Source organism: Pseudomonas sp. PS1(2021) (assembly GCF_020405165.1).
Taxonomy (GTDB): domain Bacteria; phylum Pseudomonadota; class Gammaproteobacteria; order Pseudomonadales; family Pseudomonadaceae; genus Pseudomonas; species Pseudomonas aeruginosa.
On the sequence record NZ_CP084484.1, the window covers coordinates 6,705,792 to 6,720,378 of the forward strand.

The window sequence follows — 14,587 nt, forward strand, 5'->3', positions numbered from 1 at the left end:
ACAAACGGCGGTGGTTTTGGCTGCTTTTTCCCCCTCGCAGAGATGCGTAATCTTCAAACCGTCAGGACATTGCGCAGGAAGCGCCAAAGACAATACGGAAACTCAGGGAATCCACCATGGATGGTGGCGTAGCACGGATGTCAGGATAGAGGTCTGCAAAACCCCGCCCAAAAGGCGGGGTTTTTTATTGCCCGAGGAAAACCGCGTCGCTCAGACCACGCCTTCCAGCAGCGAGCGCAGCAGCTCGACGCTGGCGTGCTGGCGTTGCGCGTCGCGGTAGACCAGGCCGACCTTCAGCGGGATGCGCGGTTCGCTGAGCGGTTTCCACAGCAGCCGCTGGTTCGAGTGCATCTGCCGTGCCTTGCCCGGTAGAACGGTGGCGAAGCGGGTCTGCGGCAGGCTGTCGAGAATCCCGCTCATGTGGTTCAGTTCCGCCTGCACCCGCGGCCGCCGGCCGATCGCGGCGAGTTGCTCCTGCCAGATCTGGCGCGCGCGGAACTCTTCGCCGAGCAGCAGCATCGGCAACTCCGCGGCCTGGGCCAGGGACACCTTTCTGAACTCCTTCAACGGGTGTTCCTCGGGGATCACCAGCTGCAATTCGTCCTCGTATAGCTCGACGCTGTGCAAGCCCGGCTGGCGCGGCGGCAGGAAGCCGATGCCGATATCCAGGTTGCCGGTGAGCAGGCGCCGCTCGATGTCGATTCCCGACAGTTCGTAGATCTGCACCCGCAGATGCGGCTGCGCGGCGTGCAGGCGTTCGACCATGTACGGCACCAGGCTGGCGTTGACCGTCTGCAGTACGCCGATCGCCAGGCTGCGCGGGGTCTGCCCGCGGAATACGCGCATCGCCTCGCGGGCCCTTTCCAATCCCTCCAGCAGCGGTACCGCATGGTTGTACAGGGTGTGGGCGGCGACGGTCGGCAGCAGGCGCTTGCCGCTGCGCTGGAACAGCGAGACGTCGAGGTTCTGCTCCAACTGGCGGATCTGCTGCGAGAGGGCCGGTTGCGACAGGGCCAGGCGTTCGGCGGCGCGGCCGACGTGGCCTTCCTCGTAGAGCGCGACGAAATAGCGGAGTTGGCGAAAATCCATAAGCTGTTCTTATCGATAAAACTGGAAAATCGAAATGGAGTGGGTCCCGCGTGAGGCACTAGTCTAGCTGCATTGGCGGTACATCGGGTGGTCGCGGAGCAATGGAGCAGATAGTCGTAAACGGTGTTTTCATAGGTAAAGTCGAAGAAACCTGGGGCGGATTGGTCAGCGCGATCGACAAGCTGCCGGTCGAGCAGGAGTTCTGGCTGGGCCACGATGGCCTGCCCGGCGACGAACAGGCCGACATCCGCCACCACGGCGGCCTCGAGCGCGCTCTTCATCACTATCCCGCCGAGCACTACCGCTACTGGCGCAAGCGCCACCCGCTGAACCGCTGGCAACTGCCGGCGTTCGGCGAGAACATCTCGACCTACGGCATCACCGAAGCCGAGGTCTGCATCGGCGACCAGTTCCATTGGGGCGATGCCCTGCTGGAAGTCAGCCAGCCGCGTTCGCCCTGCTATCGCCAGGGCCAGCGCTGGAATCTTCCCGAGCTGCCCGACGAATTGCAGAGCGGCGGCCGCTGCGGCTGGTTCTATCGGGTCCTGCGCAGCGGCATGGTGACTCCCGGGGACCAGCTGAAGCTGGTCCAGCGGCATTACCCTGAACTGACCGTCGCCCGCCTGTTGCAGTGGTATTTCGGCGATCCCCTGGAGCCTCTCGGGTTGCGCCAGATGATGGCCTGCGACGCGCTATCCCAGCGTTGGCGCAAGACAGCGGCGAAACGCCTGTCCAGCGGCGTGGTGGAAGACTGGGGGCCGCGCCTGCACGGGCCGTCGGATTACCGGGAGCATGCCTCTTGAGCGACTACCTGATCACCTTGAGCCAGTCCGGCCGGCTGTTGGCCAGCATGACGGTGAGCGCCGCGCGCTTTGCCGAGGTGCGCGAGCTGATGCGCCAGCGCTTCCCCGCCGGCGACGGCTTCGAACTGCGCTTCGAAACGCGCCGGGAAAAGCGTCGGCTGCTGGAGCAGGGGCCACAGGGCGTGCGCCTGCTGGCGGTGGAGTACATGACCGAGGAACTGAAAGATGGCTGATGCGCTGGATAGCCTGCGCCTGATGCGCACCCAGGAACGGCCCGCGCAGGTGTTCGTCCGTGGCCAGGGCTCGTGGCTGTGGGACAGCGACGGACGCGCCTTCCTCGACTTCACCCAGGGCCTGGCGGTGAACTGCCTCGGCCACAGTCCCAGCGTGCTGGTCCAGGCCCTGGCCCGGCAGGCGCGGGAACTGGTCAGCGCCGGCCCCGGCCTGCTCAACCGGCCGGTGCTGGCATTGGCGCAGCGCCTGTGCCTGGCGACCGGCAGCGACCAGGCCTACTTCCTCACCAGCGGCGCCGAGGCCAACGAAGCGGCCATCGCCCTGGCGCGCAAGTGGGGCCGCCTGCATCGCGGCGGCGCGCAACGGATCGTCAGCACCGTCAACAGCATCCATGGACGCACCCCGGGCACCCTGACGGCTTGTGGCAAGCCGGCGCAGCATGGCCTGGAGGGATTCGCCAGGGTGCCGTTCAACGACCTCGACGCCATGGCCGCGGCCATCGACGAAGAGACGGTGGCGGTGATGCTGGAGCCGGTGCAGGGCGATGCCGGGGTGATCCCGGCGACCCTCGACTACCTGCGTGGCATCGAGCGGCTGTGCCGGCAGCGTGGCGTCCTGTTGATCCTCGACGAGGTGCAGACCGGCATCGGCCGCTGCGGCGCGCTGCTGGCGGAGGAACTGTACGGGGTACGCGCCGACATCGTTACCCTCGGCAAGGGCCTCGGCGCCGGGGTGCCGCTGTCGGCGCTGCTGGCGCGTGGCAACGCCTGCTGCTTCGAACCGGGCGACCAGCTTGGCACCCACCACGGCAACGCGTTGATGACCGCTGCCGGGCTGGCGGTACTGAATACCGTGCTGGAGCCGGGTTTCCTGGAGCAGGTGCGCGAGCAGGGCACCCACCTGCGCGATGGCCTGGCCCGTGTCGCGCGTCGCTATGGGCATGGTCCGCTGCGCGGCCAGGGACTGTTCTGGGGGCTGCCGCTGATCGGCCAGCGCGCGCCGGCGGTGGTTCGCGCGGCGTTCGGCGAAGGCCTGCTGATCAACGCGCCGCAGCCGCATTGCCTGCGTTTTTCCCCGGCGCTGACGGTGAGCCGGGCCAACGTCGACGAAATGCTGCGGCGACTGGAGCGGGCCCTGGCCCGGGTCGCCAACCGACACGAGGAGGTGGCCTGATGCGCGCCCTGGTATTGCAACACGTTCCCTTCGAAGGCAGCGCGCGGATCGGCGACTGGATCGGCCGCCACTGCGAGCACGAGCACGTCTGCTACCTCTACGCCGACGCCCACCTGCCTGCGCTGGACAGCTTCGACCTGCTGGTGGTGATGGGCGGGCCGATGAGCGTCCACGACGAAGCGCAATATCCCTGGCTGGTGGCGGAGAAGCGTTTGATCCGCGCGGCGCTGGATGCCGGCAAGAAGGTCCTCGGCATCTGCCTCGGCGCGCAGCTGCTGGCCCAGGCGCTGGGGGCTGCGGTACGCCCGGGACGCCAGGCGGAGATCGGCTGGTGGCCGCTGCACAGGTACAGCCAGGCGCTGGGCTCGCCGCTGGGCGAGCGCCTACCGGAACGGCTGATGGCGTTCCACTGGCACGGCGAGACCTTCGACCTGCCAGCCGGCAGCGTGCCGCTCTATGGTTCGGCTGCCTGCGCCAACCAGGGCTTCATCTGGAACGAGCAGGCTATCGGCCTGCAATGTCACCTGGAAAGCACCGCGGAGAGCATCGAGGCGCTGCTCGATGCCTGCCCGCAGGACCTGCAACGGGAAGGGGCGGTGCAGAGCGCCGGGAGGATCCGCCAGGGTGTCGCGCATTGCCGCGAGGTGGCGCCGGTGCTGTTCCTGTTGCTCGATTACCTGGCGCATCGGCCGGCGGAGATCGCACGCCGGGCCTGATCGCCAGAAAGATTCCTCTGTCCTCGCATGCGCCTCCGGACGTCGTTTTGGTCCTGTGGGGCGCTTTTTTTATTCTAGGCTGCGTGCTTTCCCAACCAGGGCTCCAGTAGTGCCAGGTCGCGACGCAGGCTTTCGGCGAACAGGTGCAGGCGGGTGGGGTTGTCCAGCTCGCCGGGCTGGATGCCGACGAAGGTGAAGGTTTCGTCGTGCTCTCGGGCGGCGACATTGATACTGACGGTGCCGTCGTAGTGCATCCGGCACTGGCAGTCGTAGCCTTCCAGCGCCTGGTTCAGGCTGCGCTGGATCTCGCCGAGATCGGGGTGCTTGTTCTTGCTCATCGCATCGCTCATGCAAGGGGATGGGGCTTTCTTCTCGTGCAGGGCGAGTCGGGTGGATGCGTCGACGACCTCGGGACCGAGGGGCGGCGTAGCCTCCCGGCCGGCGCGGCGTCTGGGCTTCCCGCCCGGACATTGCTTCCTGTATCGCCAGGGTAGGGGTGCCTCCGCTATCGTTTCGCGATGCAAATGCACTAGCACCGCTAGTGCAATCGTCACGCGTGCGCGGTCAGGGCGGGCGGGCATCCTTGCTGCCCCCGGAAAATCGCTCCATCCAAGAGGAACAGCATGAACGACCAGGTACTGCGTACCCAGACCGACCGCCGCCAGTTGCAGCAGATCATCGCCGGTCTTACCGAAGGGGTGATCCTGATCGAGCCGGACCAGCGCATCCTCTGGGCCAACGAGGCGGCCCTGGCGATGCACGGCGTCGATTCGCTGGAAGGCCTGGGCGCCGATACCGGCGAGTATCGCGAGCGCTTTCGCCTGCGCTACCGCAACAATCATCCGCTGCAGGAGGGCCAGTACCCGGCCGAGCGCCTGGTGGCTGGCGAGTGCTTCAGCGACGTGGTGGTGGAAGTGTTTCCCGCCGCCGACGAGGACACCCGCTGGGTGCACCGCGTGCGCGGGTTGGTGCTGACCACCCCCGAGGACAAGCCCGACTGCCTGGTGCTGATTCTCCACGACGCCACCGAGTGGGCCAGCGCCGAGCAGCGCTTCGAGAAGACCTTCAATGCCAACCCGGCGCCGGCGGTGATCTGCCGGCTCAGCGACTACCGCTACGTGAAGGTCAATGTCGGTTTCCTGGAAATGACCGGCTATGCCCGCGACCAGGTGATCGGCCGTTCGGTGTACGAGCTGGACGTACTCGACCAGGCCGAGCGCCGCGAACTGGCGGTGGAGCGCCTGGGCGCCGGCGAGACCATCCCGCAGATGGAGGCGAGCCTGCGGGTGGCGGAGGGCGGACGCAAGTGCGTGGTGGTCGCCGGGCAACCGATAGAGGTCGGCGAGGAGGCCTGCATGCTCTTCACCTTCACCGATCTCGAACCGCGGAAGAAGGCCGAGGAGGCCCTGCGCAAGAGCGAGGAGCGCTTCGCCAAGGCCTTCCGCATGGCACCGGTGCCGAGCCTGGTGCTGTACGGCGACGACCTGCAGGCGCTGGACATCAACCAGGCCTTCAGCGAAACCTTCGGCTACCAGGCCGAGGAACTGCTCGGCGAGTCCACCGTCGCCTGCGGGCTGTGGCAGGACGGCGGCGCCGAGCGCCTGGGCGAGCTGCTGGCGCAGAGCGGCAGCGTGCGCAACGTCCAGCTGCGCCTGCAGCACAAGGATCGCAACGGCCTGGACTGCCTGGTCTCGGCCGAGGCGGTGAGCCTCAACGAGCAGGACTGCGTGCTGGTGGCCTTGCTGGACATCAGCGACCGGCGGCGCACCGAAATGGAGCTGGTGCACGCCATCGAGACGGTGATGCAGGACGCTTCCTGGTTCAGCCGCACCCTGATCGAAAAGCTCGCCAACGTGCGCCGCGCCAACGCGCCGGGCACCGGCGCCGAACTGGCCGACCTGACTGCGCGCGAGCGCGAGGTGTTCGACCTCATCTGCCAGGGCCTGGCGGACAAGGAGATCGCCAAGGAACTGGGCCTGGCGCCGAACACCGTGCGCAACCACGTGGCGACCATCTACGCCAAGCTCGATGTCCACAGCCGTGGCGAGGCCATCGTCTGGGCACGCGAACGCGGATTCGCGCCGGAGCCGCGCAACGGCAACGGGCGCAAATAAACGAAGAGGGTACGAATGCACCAGGGCGGCTGGTGCATTCGTACCTGTCGCCCGCTCCCGTCGGCGCCGACACTGGCGCAGCACGCCCGGCATGCCCCCGCCCGTGGTCGTGCACCTTTTCTCTGCGGCGCGAGCCGCGCCGTCCGCACGTCTGTTCCCCTCGCCAGTTTCGCTCTGGCGGGGGGCTTCCCGCCTCCTTTCGAATATTTGCCCCTCTGCCTCTGCTGGTGCGCGACGGCATCCTGCCGGCCGTTTGCGAATGCTCGGGACTGGTGTCGTGAAATTTTAATTGTTATTTTTCATGAAAAATGACCAATATAATTTCACGGAGGTCGCGATGTTCCTGCAATCCAACGAGCATGTCGGCACTTACTACGCCGCCGTCAATCCCGAACTGATCCAGCCGCGCCAGTCCCTGGAGGGCGACCTCGACTGCGAGGTGCTGGTGGTCGGCGCCGGTTTCAGCGGCTTGCACACGGCGCTGCGGCTGGTCGAAGGCGGACGCCAGGTATGCGTCATCGAAGCCAGCCGGATCGCCTGGGCGGCCTCCGGGCGCAACGGCGGGCAGGCGCTGCCCGGCTGGTCCAGCGACCTGCCGCCGCTGGAGGCCGACCTCGGCTACGAAGGCGCACGCCGTCTCTGGGACGGCATGCTCTGGGCGGCCGGCGAGATGCGCGAGTTGCCGCAGCGACATGGCTTCGACTGCGACTACCGGGTCGGCCACCTATGGACGGCGATCCTGCCGCGCCGGGTCGGCCTGCTCTACGACTGGCAGGCCGAGGCCAACCGTCGCTGGGGCTACGAGGGGCTACGCTTCGTGGCGAAGGACGAGTTGCCCGAATGGATCGCCAGCGAGCGCTACCTTGCCGGTCTCTACGATCCCCACGCCGCACACCTGAATCCGCTCAAGCTGGCGTTCGGCCTGGCCGCCGCCATCGAGCGCGCCGGCGGGCGTATCCACGAGCGGACCCGGGCCCTGAACTATCGCGAGGAGGGCGACGGCTACCGGGTCCGTACCGAGCACGGCGAGATCCGCTGCGCGGCGCTGGTGCTGGCCTGCAACGCCTACATCGACGGGCTGGACAGCGAGCTGTCGCAACGGATGCTGCCGGTGGGCACCTATCAGGTCGCCACTGAGCCGCTCGGCGAGGAACGGGCGAAGTCGTTGCTGCCGCGCAACTGCTGCGTGACCGACAACCAGTTCGTCCTCGACTACTTCCGCCTGACCCCGGACCACCGCCTGCTGTTCGGCGGCGGCTGCACCTACCTGGGCGGCATGCCCAGCGACATCCGCGCCGCCACCCGACCCTATCTCGAACGGGTGTTCCCGCAGTTGCGCGGGGTGGCGCTGGAATACGCCTGGGGCGGGCATATCGACTGCAGCATGCGGCGCACCCCGGACATCGGCCGGCAGGGCAACCGCTACTGGCTGCAAGGCTACTCCGGCCACGGCGTGCTGCCGAGTCTGGCGGCGGCCAGGGCGGTCAGCGACGCGCTGCTCGGCGACGACGAGACCCTGGCGCTCTACCAGCGTCTGCGCAATCCGAAGTTTCCCGGCGGCCAGCGCTTCGCCGCGCCGCTGGAAGCCCTGGGCAAAGCGTATTACCGTTTGCGCGACCTGTTCTGAGAGGGCCCGGAGCCGAGATGAGCGAAGTAGCCGACGACCTGGCGGAGATCGCCAGCCTGGTGCGCGAATTGCGCAAGCGCAAGGGCATCACCCTGCAGGCGCTGGCCGACGGCATTCGCCGTTCGGTGGGCTTCGTCTCCCAGGTCGAGCGCGGCCTGTCGCGGCCGGCGGTGGACGACCTGGTCGCCATCAGCCAGGTGCTCGGGGTGCCGGCGACCTACTTCTTCTGCTCGCCGAAGACCCAGGCCTCGCCCTGGGTGACCCGTCCGGGCGAGCGTCGGACCCTGGCCTACGCTCGTGGCGCCAGCGACAACCTGGTGTCGCCGCGTCTTGGCGGTGCCTTCTTCATGCTCGAAACCTGCCTTGAAGCGGGTGCCGACAGCGGCGAGCGCGACCTGCTGGACAGCTCGGAGCAGGGCGGCTACGTGCTCGAAGGCGAGCTGACCCTGTGGCTGGAGGACGAGGAGCTGCGCCTGCAGGCCGGCGACGGTTTCCAGATTCCCAGCCATATGCGCAGCCGCTATGCCAACCGCAGCCAGGCGCCGGTCAGGGTGCTCTGGGTATACGCCTGACGAAGCGCGTTACCCTGTCGTTTGCCGGATAGCGGCGAAGACTTCCGGCATCGGCGAGAACCGTCACCGACCGATGAAAAAAGCCCGAGACACAGGCCTCGGGCTTTTCGTCACCAGCGTCCGGAGGCGCCGCCGCCGCCGCTGGAGCCGCCGCCACCGCGGAAGATGCCGCCACCGCCGCTGCCGCCTCCCCCACCGCCGCCGCGACTATTGAGGATGGCGCTGAGAATGGCCATCAGCACTTCGCCGGGAAGCAGGAACAGGGCGTAGATGAACAGGGTCGGGGCCAGTACGCCGAGACTGTCGTCCGCCGCGCGGTCGACGTTCTGCCACAGGCCCATGCTCAACAGCCAGGCCAGGCCGGCGACCGCCGCGCTGCAAAGCAGGAAGCGGCCGATGCTGCGCCGCCGCATCCACTGCAACGGCAGCAGGCGTCCGAGCAGGGCCACGGCGAGCAGGACCGCCACATAGACACCGAGGTAGACCGGATTGCCCCAGAGCTGTCCGCTCAAGCCGCTCTTCTTCTTCGGCTCCGGCGGGGCGCTGTCATACACCTCACCCTCGTCGACCGGTGCCGGCAGGGCCCGCGGCGGCGTGGCCTCGGGAACCGCCGGCAAGGCGTCGACGGGAGTGCTGGCGGTAGCGCTGTCCGGGTTCTTCTCGGCATCGATCAGTTGCACCAGGCTGTCCACGCCGGCCTGGATGCCGCCATAGAAATTGCCCTGGCGGAACTGCGGCGTGATCTGCTCGCTGATGATCCGCCCGGCCTGGACGTCGGTGATGGCCCCTTCCAGGCCGTAGCCGACCTCGATGCGCAGGGTGCGGTCGTTCTTCGCCACCAGCAGCAGGACGCCGTCGTCGACCTTCTTCTGGCCCAGCTTCCATTTCTCGAAGGTACGCACCGCGTACTCCTCGATGGAATCGTCGCCGGTGGTCGGGACCAGCAGCACAGCGAGCTGCGCGCCGCTCTTGGCTTCCAGGGCGGCGAGCTGTTGCTCCAGGTGCTGGCGCTGGTCGCCGGAAAGGGTCGCGGTGAGGTCGGTGACCCGCGCCGTCAGCGCGGGTATCGGTGGCACATCGGCCCAGGCGACCAGGCTGGCGAGCAGCAGCCCGGCGCCCAGTAGCAGCCGGCGCATGGCTTACTGCGCCGGTTGCGGGTTGCCGAAATCGACTTTCGGCGCGGTGGAGATGGCCGCTTCGTTTTCCACGCTGAAGTTCGCCTTGGGCTTGTAGCCGAACAGCTTGGCGGTGATCACGCCGGGGAACTGGCGCAGCAGCACGTTGTATTCCTGTACCGACTTGACGTAGCGGCCGCGAGCGACGGCGATGCGGTTCTCGGTGCCTTCCAGTTGGGTCAGCAGGTCCTTGAACAGGCCGTCGGCCTTCAGTTGCGGGTAGTTCTCGGTGACTACCAGCAGGCGCGAAAGCGCCGAGCTCAGTTCGCCCTGGGCCTTCTGGAAGCGCTGCACGGCCTGCTCGTCGTCCAGTTGGTCGGCGTTCAGCTGCACGCTGCCGACCTTGGCCCGGGCCTCGGTGACCTGGGTCAGGACCGACGCCTCATGGGAGGCATAGCCCTTCACCGTGCTGACCAGGTTGGGCACCAGGTCGGCGCGCCGCTGGTACTGGTTGAGCACTTCCGACCAGGCGGCTTTCACCTGTTCGTCGCCGGCCTGCATGGCGTTGTAGCCGCAGCCGCTGAGCAGCAGGGCGAGGACGGGAAGGAGGGCATTTCTGAGGAATCGAGGCATGGTGGTACTCATCCGGGTTGAGAAAGCTCGATTGTAGACCAGCCAATGGCCAGCACGTTCCTTGTGCCGGCACGGATATCGGCGCTGTCAGGCGGTGCGGCGGCCGAATGCCAGCTTGGCCGCCAGGGCCAGCAGGCAGAACACGAACAGCGCCAGCGACCAGACCGCCATGGACTGGCCGAGCAGGGTCCAGACCACTTCGCCGCACAGTCCCTCGGGCTGGAAGACCTGCGGCAGCCAGGTATCCAGCGGTATCCATTCGGGGAAGCCCATGAACATCTTGCAACTGCCCATGCCCTGGGCAGCCAGTTTCTCTTCCGCGACCAGCGACCAGGCGTGGTAGATCCCGCCCAGGCTGGCGGCGAGCATGCCCAGCGCGGCGATGCCGCCGGCGATCCGTGAACGCGGGGCGAGGCTGCCGACGATCCCGGCGAGCACCAGGCCGAGCACGTCCAGGCGAATGAAGATGCACAGCGAGCAGGGCGCGAAGCCGCGCACATGCTGGAGGTAGAGGACGAAAGCGAGGATCAGCAGGCCGCCGATGGCGACCGCGGGCCAGAACAAGCGGTTGTCGAGGGGCTTGAGGAGAGCGCTCAAGGCAGGGATTCCTGTGTCGTTGATAAGGGAGGCCGGGCCGGCACTGTGCGGCGCTGGCCGATGGTAGTCCATCAGGATTGTCCGAAGATTAAGCCGTTTGACGTAACGATGTCTGCTGCATGTTTCTCCGCTTTCGTAGGAGCTTTCAGGGAAAAACGCCGCAACGGGGTGAGCATCTGGAGGCTCCGCCGGGATAGACTATCCTGGTCTATACCAAAAGGACCGTCATGCTAGCCACCAGCCTGGTGCTGTGCGCCGCCGTTCTCCACGCCACCTGGAACACCCTGGTCAAGTTCAGCAGCGACCGCTTGCTGGTCGTCGCCTGCATGGACGTGGTCGGCGTGCTCTGCGCCATCCTGCTGTTGCCCTTCGTCAGCCTGCCGCCGGCCGAAGTCTGGCCCTGGCTGCTCGGCGCCACCGTCCTGCAACTGCTCTACCGGGTACTGCTGATCGAGGCCTACAAGGTCGGCGACCTGGGCCTGGTCTATCCGCTGATGCGCGGGCTGTCGCCGCTGGTGGTGCTGGGCCTGACCCTGGCGTTCGGCGGCGAGCAGCTCAGCGGCCGGCAGATCCTCGGCATCCTGTTGATCCCCTTCGGCATGCTTTGCCTGCTCTGGGGCGGCGGCGGTTCGCGCCTGCCCTGGCGGACCCTGCCGGTGGTGCTGCTGATCGGCCTGTGCATCGGCGGCTACACCTGGAGCGACGGCAACGCCCTGAAGCGCTGGCCGTTGGCGCTGGACTACCTGGTCTGGCTGACGCTGCTCTCCGGCCTGCCGTTCCCGCTGATCGCCGTTGGCGCGCGAACCCGCGCCTTCGCCCGCTTCTGGGCGCTGGAGTGGAAGCTCGGCCTGGCGGTCGGGGTCTGCGTGTTGGCCAGCTACGGCCTGGTGCTGTGGGCCATGCAGCTGGGGTCGATCGCCGAAGCGGCAGCGTTGCGCGAGACCAGCGTGCTGCTGGCGGTGCTGTTCGGCATGCGCTTCCTCAACGAGCCGTTCGGACTGCCACGCCTGCTGGCGTGCGGCCTGGTGCTGGCCGGAATGCTGCTGATGAAGCTCTGAAGGGGCTGTGCCTTTACAGAACGAGCGGCGCCAGCTTGAGTTGCAGTTCCACAACTACAAGGAACTGCCATGACCATCGCTTTCTGGTGCGTGCTGATCGCGATCTTCCTGCCTTACGTCTGTACCTCCATCGCCAAGTTCGGCGGGGAGGGCTACGGCGGTCGGGCCAACGCCGACCCGCGGGCGTTCCTCGGTTCGCTCGAAGGCTTTCGCCGGCGTGCCAACAACGCCCAGTTGAACGCTTTCGAAGTGACCCCAGCATTCGCCGCGGCGGTGATCATCGCCCATCTGGTCGGCAACGCTTCGCAGGCGACCCTGGATAGCCTGGCCATTGCCTGGATCACCAGTCGCCTGCTCTACGTCATCTGCTACCTCGCCGACTGGGGGCCGTTGCGCTCGCTGGTCTGGTTCGTCGGCATGCTGCTCATCGCCGCGTTCTTCGTGGTTTCCGCCTGAGCAGCCCGCTGCGGCCTATGGCCGCAGTGCGGGCGCGCGGCTCTGGATCAATCGGCGGTGGCGGCGGATAATCCGCCGCTTCCGTGATCGACCCTGAAAAAAGAGCCTTGCCATGAAGCTGAAGTCCCTGCTCGTCGTGCTGCTGGCCGGCGTCGCCCTGAGCGGCTGTCACCGTATGGATCCCAATTCGCCCGAGGCCAAGCGCCAGGCGATCTTCAAGGAAATGCTACGGACCAGCGAGGACATGGGCGGGATGCTCCGCGGACGCCTGCCCTTCGACGCGGAGAAGTTCCGTGCCGGATCGGCGAAGTTGCACCAACTGGCCGACCAGCCCTGGCAGTACTTCCCCAGTCCCAAGGCCGGCGAGGAGGGCGAGGACACCCGCGCCAAGGACGAGGTCTGGCAGCGCCAGCAGGAGTTCAAGGCCGCCACCCAGGTCTTCATCGACGCGATGAACCGTCTCCAGGACAACACCCGCCAGGCCACGCCGACCCCGGATGGCGTACGCAAGGACTTCGCCGCGGTGGAAGACGCCTGCGAAGCCTGCCACAAGAAATTCCGCGCGCTCTGAGGCCGGACCGGGCGTCATACGCCGTGCCTGGAAGGCGCGAGGGGTAGGGCGAATGAGCGCTGGCGCTCATTCGCCGTTGCGGCAGCGCTGGGCGGCACCTGGTGTCCCGCTGCGGCGCGGATGGCGGATAACACCATGGGCGTCATACGCCTTGCGTGGGAGGCGCGAGGCGTAGGGCGGTACCTGGTGTCCTACTGCGCCTGGGCCTGTTCCAGGCCTTTCTTGGCCTCTTCCAGTTCGGCGCGGGCCTCGGCCAGCTTGGCCTTGCGTTTCTCGATCTTCTCCGGATCGCCCTTGCCCATGGCCTTGCGCAAATCCTTCTCGCGTTCGCTGACCTCGCGCTCGCTGTCGATCACCTTCTGCTTGTTCTCCCTCAGCAGGCCGGCTTCGGTGCAGTGTTCCTTGACCTCGGAGAGGGCCTTTTCCAAGCCGGCCACCTGGCCTTCGTTGGCGAACGAGCGGGCCGTTTCCAGCTTCGCCTCGATGGCGGCCTGCTTGGCGGCGCAACCGCTGAGCGGGGCGCCTTTGGCGGCGCCCGGCTGGGCGGCGGAGAGCGGCAGGGCGACGGCGAGCAGCAGCCCGGCCAGCGGCAGTGAAGGACGAATGGACATCGGTTGGCTCCTTGATCGAACGGCCGGTGCGGTTGCCGGACGACGGCTCGGCCGAGCGTCCTGGCAGGCGGATGAGGCAGGCGGCAGCCGGCGTGACAAAGGCGCAAGTGTGCCAGCAAACGGCACGGTTGTGGTTGTCCGGGAGCAAAGTACGCCGCCCCGGGGTCTCTGGAGAAGGGCCATGGTTCGGGCATTCCGGCACAACCCGGCCTAACGTTGTCCGAAGACACCGAGAACGGGAGAACCGCGATGCGTACGCTGATCCGCCTGGTTCGCACGCTTATCCTGCTGCTGGTCCTGGCGCTGCTCGCCGGCGCCTGGTGGTGGTTGCAGGACGAGGCCCTGCGCCCCCCCGCGCTGGCCGGCCACAGCGAGGACTCGAGTCTGAAGGTCGCAGGCCTGCGCCGGCATTACCTGCTCTACGTGCCGCCGGGCGTGTCCGAGGGAGCGCCGTTGCTGGTGGTGCTGCACGGCTCACGGGGCGACGGCGCGCAGATGCGCCGCATCAGCGGCTACGGCTTCGACCGGCTGGCGGCGCAAGAAGGTTTCCTGGTGGCCTACCCGGACGGCTTCGAGGGCCACTGGAACGATTGCCGCAAGGCCGCCAGCTATTCGGCGCGGCTGCGTGACGTCGATGACGTGGCTTTCCTCCGCGCGCTGGTGGCGCGGCTGGCCCAGGAATACCGCGTCGATTCGCAGCGGGTATATGTCGCCGGCTACTCCAATGGCGGCCAGATGGCTTTCCGCCTGGCCGCCGAAGCGCCGGGGTTGCCGGCGGCGATCGCAGCGGTGGCGGCGAGCCTGCCGACCACGGGGAACGATGCCTGTCGGCCGGTCGAGCGGCCGACCGCGGCGTTGCTGATCAACGGCACGCGCGATCCGATCAATCCCTATCTCGGCGGCAAGGTCAGCCTGTTCGGCTTCGGCGACCGGGGCGCGGTACGCTCGACCCTGGACTCGGCACGCTGGTGGGCCGGCCTGAACGGCATCGCAGCGCCGCCGGACGTGGCGCCGCTGACCCGTCCCGGCCCGGTCTGGACCGAGCGCCAGCGCTGGCAGGAAGACGGCCATCCGCCGGTGGAGCTGCTCAGCGTGCATGGCGGCGGCCACGTGCTGGCGCAGCCGGACTATCGCTTCCCGCGGATTCTCGGCAAGAGCGACCCGGAACTGGACGCGCCAGTGGAAATCTGGCGCTTCTTCAGCCAGTTGCCGCGATGA

The 14,587-nt window shown here is 67.4% G+C and carries 17 protein-coding genes; 11 read left to right on the forward strand and 6 right to left on the reverse strand.

What is annotated here, in order from left to right; all coding sequences use genetic code 11:
* Positions 1-210 precede the first annotated feature (210 nt).
* Positions 211-1,089, reverse strand: a complete 879-nt coding sequence (locus LE197_RS31750; RefSeq protein WP_003084893.1) for a LysR family transcriptional regulator — start codon at positions 1,087-1,089, stop codon at positions 211-213.
* A gap of 101 nt (positions 1,090-1,190) precedes the next feature.
* Between LE197_RS31750 and LE197_RS31755 the strand changes: the two genes are divergently transcribed.
* The 4 genes from LE197_RS31755 to LE197_RS31770 are packed head-to-tail and all read left to right on the forward strand — an operon-like array spanning position 1,191 to position 4,015.
* Positions 1,191-1,892 (forward strand): MOSC domain-containing protein, encoded by a 702-nt coding sequence (locus tag LE197_RS31755; protein WP_003129147.1) that lies wholly within the window; start codon positions 1,191-1,193, stop codon positions 1,890-1,892.
* Positions 1,889-2,125, forward strand: a complete 237-nt coding sequence (locus tag LE197_RS31760; protein ID WP_003113233.1) for a hypothetical protein — start codon at positions 1,889-1,891, stop codon at positions 2,123-2,125. The genes LE197_RS31755 and LE197_RS31760 overlap by 4 nt, the downstream gene beginning before the upstream one ends.
* Complete coding sequence (locus LE197_RS31765; RefSeq protein ID WP_003084899.1) at positions 2,118-3,299, forward strand: aspartate aminotransferase family protein; 1,182 nt, start codon at positions 2,118-2,120, stop codon at positions 3,297-3,299. The genes LE197_RS31760 and LE197_RS31765 overlap by 8 nt, the downstream gene beginning before the upstream one ends.
* Positions 3,299-4,015, forward strand: coding sequence for a type 1 glutamine amidotransferase (locus tag LE197_RS31770; protein ID WP_003084901.1), 717 nt, complete (start codon positions 3,299-3,301; stop codon positions 4,013-4,015). Before LE197_RS31765 ends, LE197_RS31770 begins: the two co-directional genes overlap by 1 nt.
* Positions 4,016-4,089: 74 nt before the next feature.
* On the opposite strand, the gene LE197_RS31775 is transcribed toward LE197_RS31770, so the two are convergent.
* Entirely contained in the window at positions 4,090-4,353 is a 264-nt protein-coding gene (locus LE197_RS31775; RefSeq protein WP_003084903.1) for a hypothetical protein, read from the reverse strand.
* 285 nt (positions 4,354-4,638) lie between these two features.
* Between LE197_RS31775 and LE197_RS31780 the strand changes: the two genes are divergently transcribed.
* From LE197_RS31780 to LE197_RS31790, 3 genes are all read left to right on the forward strand, one after another.
* Complete coding sequence (locus LE197_RS31780) at positions 4,639-6,129, forward strand: helix-turn-helix transcriptional regulator (protein ID WP_003084906.1); 1,491 nt, start codon at positions 4,639-4,641, stop codon at positions 6,127-6,129.
* A gap of 337 nt (positions 6,130-6,466) precedes the next feature.
* The gene (locus LE197_RS31785; RefSeq protein WP_021263080.1) at positions 6,467-7,756 is read left to right on the forward strand and encodes an NAD(P)/FAD-dependent oxidoreductase; all 1,290 of its coding nucleotides are present in this window, start codon (positions 6,467-6,469) and stop codon (positions 7,754-7,756) included.
* 17 nt (positions 7,757-7,773) lie between these two features.
* A complete protein-coding gene (locus LE197_RS31790; protein WP_003084911.1) occupies positions 7,774-8,328 on the forward strand; it encodes a helix-turn-helix domain-containing protein in 555 nt (184 codons plus the stop codon).
* Between the two features lie 110 nt (positions 8,329-8,438).
* Here the strand turns inward: LE197_RS31790 and LE197_RS31795 are convergent, their stop codons facing one another.
* The 3 genes from LE197_RS31795 to LE197_RS31805 all read right to left on the reverse strand — a co-directional run bounded on the left by LE197_RS31795 (position 8,439) and on the right by LE197_RS31805 (position 10,673).
* The gene (locus LE197_RS31795; RefSeq protein ID WP_009315137.1) at positions 8,439-9,464 is read right to left on the reverse strand and encodes a TPM domain-containing protein; all 1,026 of its coding nucleotides are present in this window, start codon (positions 9,462-9,464) and stop codon (positions 8,439-8,441) included.
* Positions 9,465-9,467: 3 nt separating this feature from the next.
* Positions 9,468-10,076, reverse strand: a complete 609-nt coding sequence (locus LE197_RS31800; RefSeq protein ID WP_003084923.1) for a LemA family protein — start codon at positions 10,074-10,076, stop codon at positions 9,468-9,470.
* Between the two features lie 87 nt (positions 10,077-10,163).
* On the reverse strand, positions 10,164-10,673 hold the full coding sequence (locus LE197_RS31805; RefSeq protein WP_003101580.1) for a disulfide bond formation protein B: 510 nt from the start codon (positions 10,671-10,673) through the stop codon (positions 10,164-10,166).
* Between the two features lie 227 nt (positions 10,674-10,900).
* Here LE197_RS31805 and LE197_RS31810 point away from each other — a divergent pair, with 227 nt between their 5' ends.
* From LE197_RS31810 to LE197_RS31820, 3 genes are all read left to right on the forward strand, one after another.
* Positions 10,901-11,731, forward strand: a complete 831-nt coding sequence (locus tag LE197_RS31810; RefSeq protein ID WP_003101583.1) for a DMT family transporter — start codon at positions 10,901-10,903, stop codon at positions 11,729-11,731.
* A 69-nt stretch (positions 11,732-11,800) separates the two neighbouring features.
* On the forward strand, positions 11,801-12,187 hold the full coding sequence (locus tag LE197_RS31815) for an MAPEG family protein (protein ID WP_003101585.1): 387 nt from the start codon (positions 11,801-11,803) through the stop codon (positions 12,185-12,187).
* A 112-nt stretch (positions 12,188-12,299) separates the two neighbouring features.
* Positions 12,300-12,758, forward strand: a complete 459-nt coding sequence (locus LE197_RS31820) for a c-type cytochrome (protein WP_003110213.1) — start codon at positions 12,300-12,302, stop codon at positions 12,756-12,758.
* A gap of 191 nt (positions 12,759-12,949) precedes the next feature.
* Here the strand turns inward: LE197_RS31820 and LE197_RS31825 are convergent, their stop codons facing one another.
* Complete coding sequence (locus tag LE197_RS31825; protein WP_003101589.1) at positions 12,950-13,369, reverse strand: DUF1090 domain-containing protein; 420 nt, start codon at positions 13,367-13,369, stop codon at positions 12,950-12,952.
* Between the two features lie 249 nt (positions 13,370-13,618).
* Between LE197_RS31825 and LE197_RS31830 the strand changes: the two genes are divergently transcribed.
* Complete coding sequence (locus LE197_RS31830; protein ID WP_003101591.1) at positions 13,619-14,587, forward strand: alpha/beta hydrolase family esterase; 969 nt, start codon at positions 13,619-13,621, stop codon at positions 14,585-14,587.

Excerpts from the sequence above, each read along its gene's own strand:
- LE197_RS31750 (WP_003084893.1), bottom strand. The coding sequence starts at position 1,089 with ATGGATTTTCGCCAACTCCGCTATTTCGTCGCGCTCTACGAGGAAGGC.
- LE197_RS31755 (WP_003129147.1), top strand. The coding sequence starts at position 1,191 with ATGGAGCAGATAGTCGTAAACGGTGTTTTCATAGGTAAAGTCGAAGAA.
- LE197_RS31765 (WP_003084899.1), top strand. The coding sequence starts at position 2,118 with ATGGCTGATGCGCTGGATAGCCTGCGCCTGATGCGCACCCAGGAACGG.
- LE197_RS31770 (WP_003084901.1), top strand. The coding sequence starts at position 3,299 with ATGCGCGCCCTGGTATTGCAACACGTTCCCTTCGAAGGCAGCGCGCGG.
- LE197_RS31775 (WP_003084903.1), bottom strand. The coding sequence starts at position 4,353 with ATGAGCAAGAACAAGCACCCCGATCTCGGCGAGATCCAGCGCAGCCTG.
- LE197_RS31780 (WP_003084906.1), top strand. The coding sequence starts at position 4,639 with ATGAACGACCAGGTACTGCGTACCCAGACCGACCGCCGCCAGTTGCAG.
- LE197_RS31785 (WP_021263080.1), top strand. The coding sequence starts at position 6,467 with ATGTTCCTGCAATCCAACGAGCATGTCGGCACTTACTACGCCGCCGTC.
- LE197_RS31790 (WP_003084911.1), top strand. The coding sequence starts at position 7,774 with ATGAGCGAAGTAGCCGACGACCTGGCGGAGATCGCCAGCCTGGTGCGC.
- LE197_RS31795 (WP_009315137.1), bottom strand. The coding sequence starts at position 9,464 with ATGCGCCGGCTGCTACTGGGCGCCGGGCTGCTGCTCGCCAGCCTGGTC.
- LE197_RS31800 (WP_003084923.1), bottom strand. The coding sequence starts at position 10,076 with ATGCCTCGATTCCTCAGAAATGCCCTCCTTCCCGTCCTCGCCCTGCTG.
- LE197_RS31810 (WP_003101583.1), top strand. The coding sequence starts at position 10,901 with ATGCTAGCCACCAGCCTGGTGCTGTGCGCCGCCGTTCTCCACGCCACC.
- LE197_RS31815 (WP_003101585.1), top strand. The coding sequence starts at position 11,801 with ATGACCATCGCTTTCTGGTGCGTGCTGATCGCGATCTTCCTGCCTTAC.
- LE197_RS31820 (WP_003110213.1), top strand. The coding sequence starts at position 12,300 with ATGAAGCTGAAGTCCCTGCTCGTCGTGCTGCTGGCCGGCGTCGCCCTG.
- LE197_RS31825 (WP_003101589.1), bottom strand. The coding sequence starts at position 13,369 with ATGTCCATTCGTCCTTCACTGCCGCTGGCCGGGCTGCTGCTCGCCGTC.
- LE197_RS31830 (WP_003101591.1), top strand. The coding sequence starts at position 13,619 with ATGCGTACGCTGATCCGCCTGGTTCGCACGCTTATCCTGCTGCTGGTC.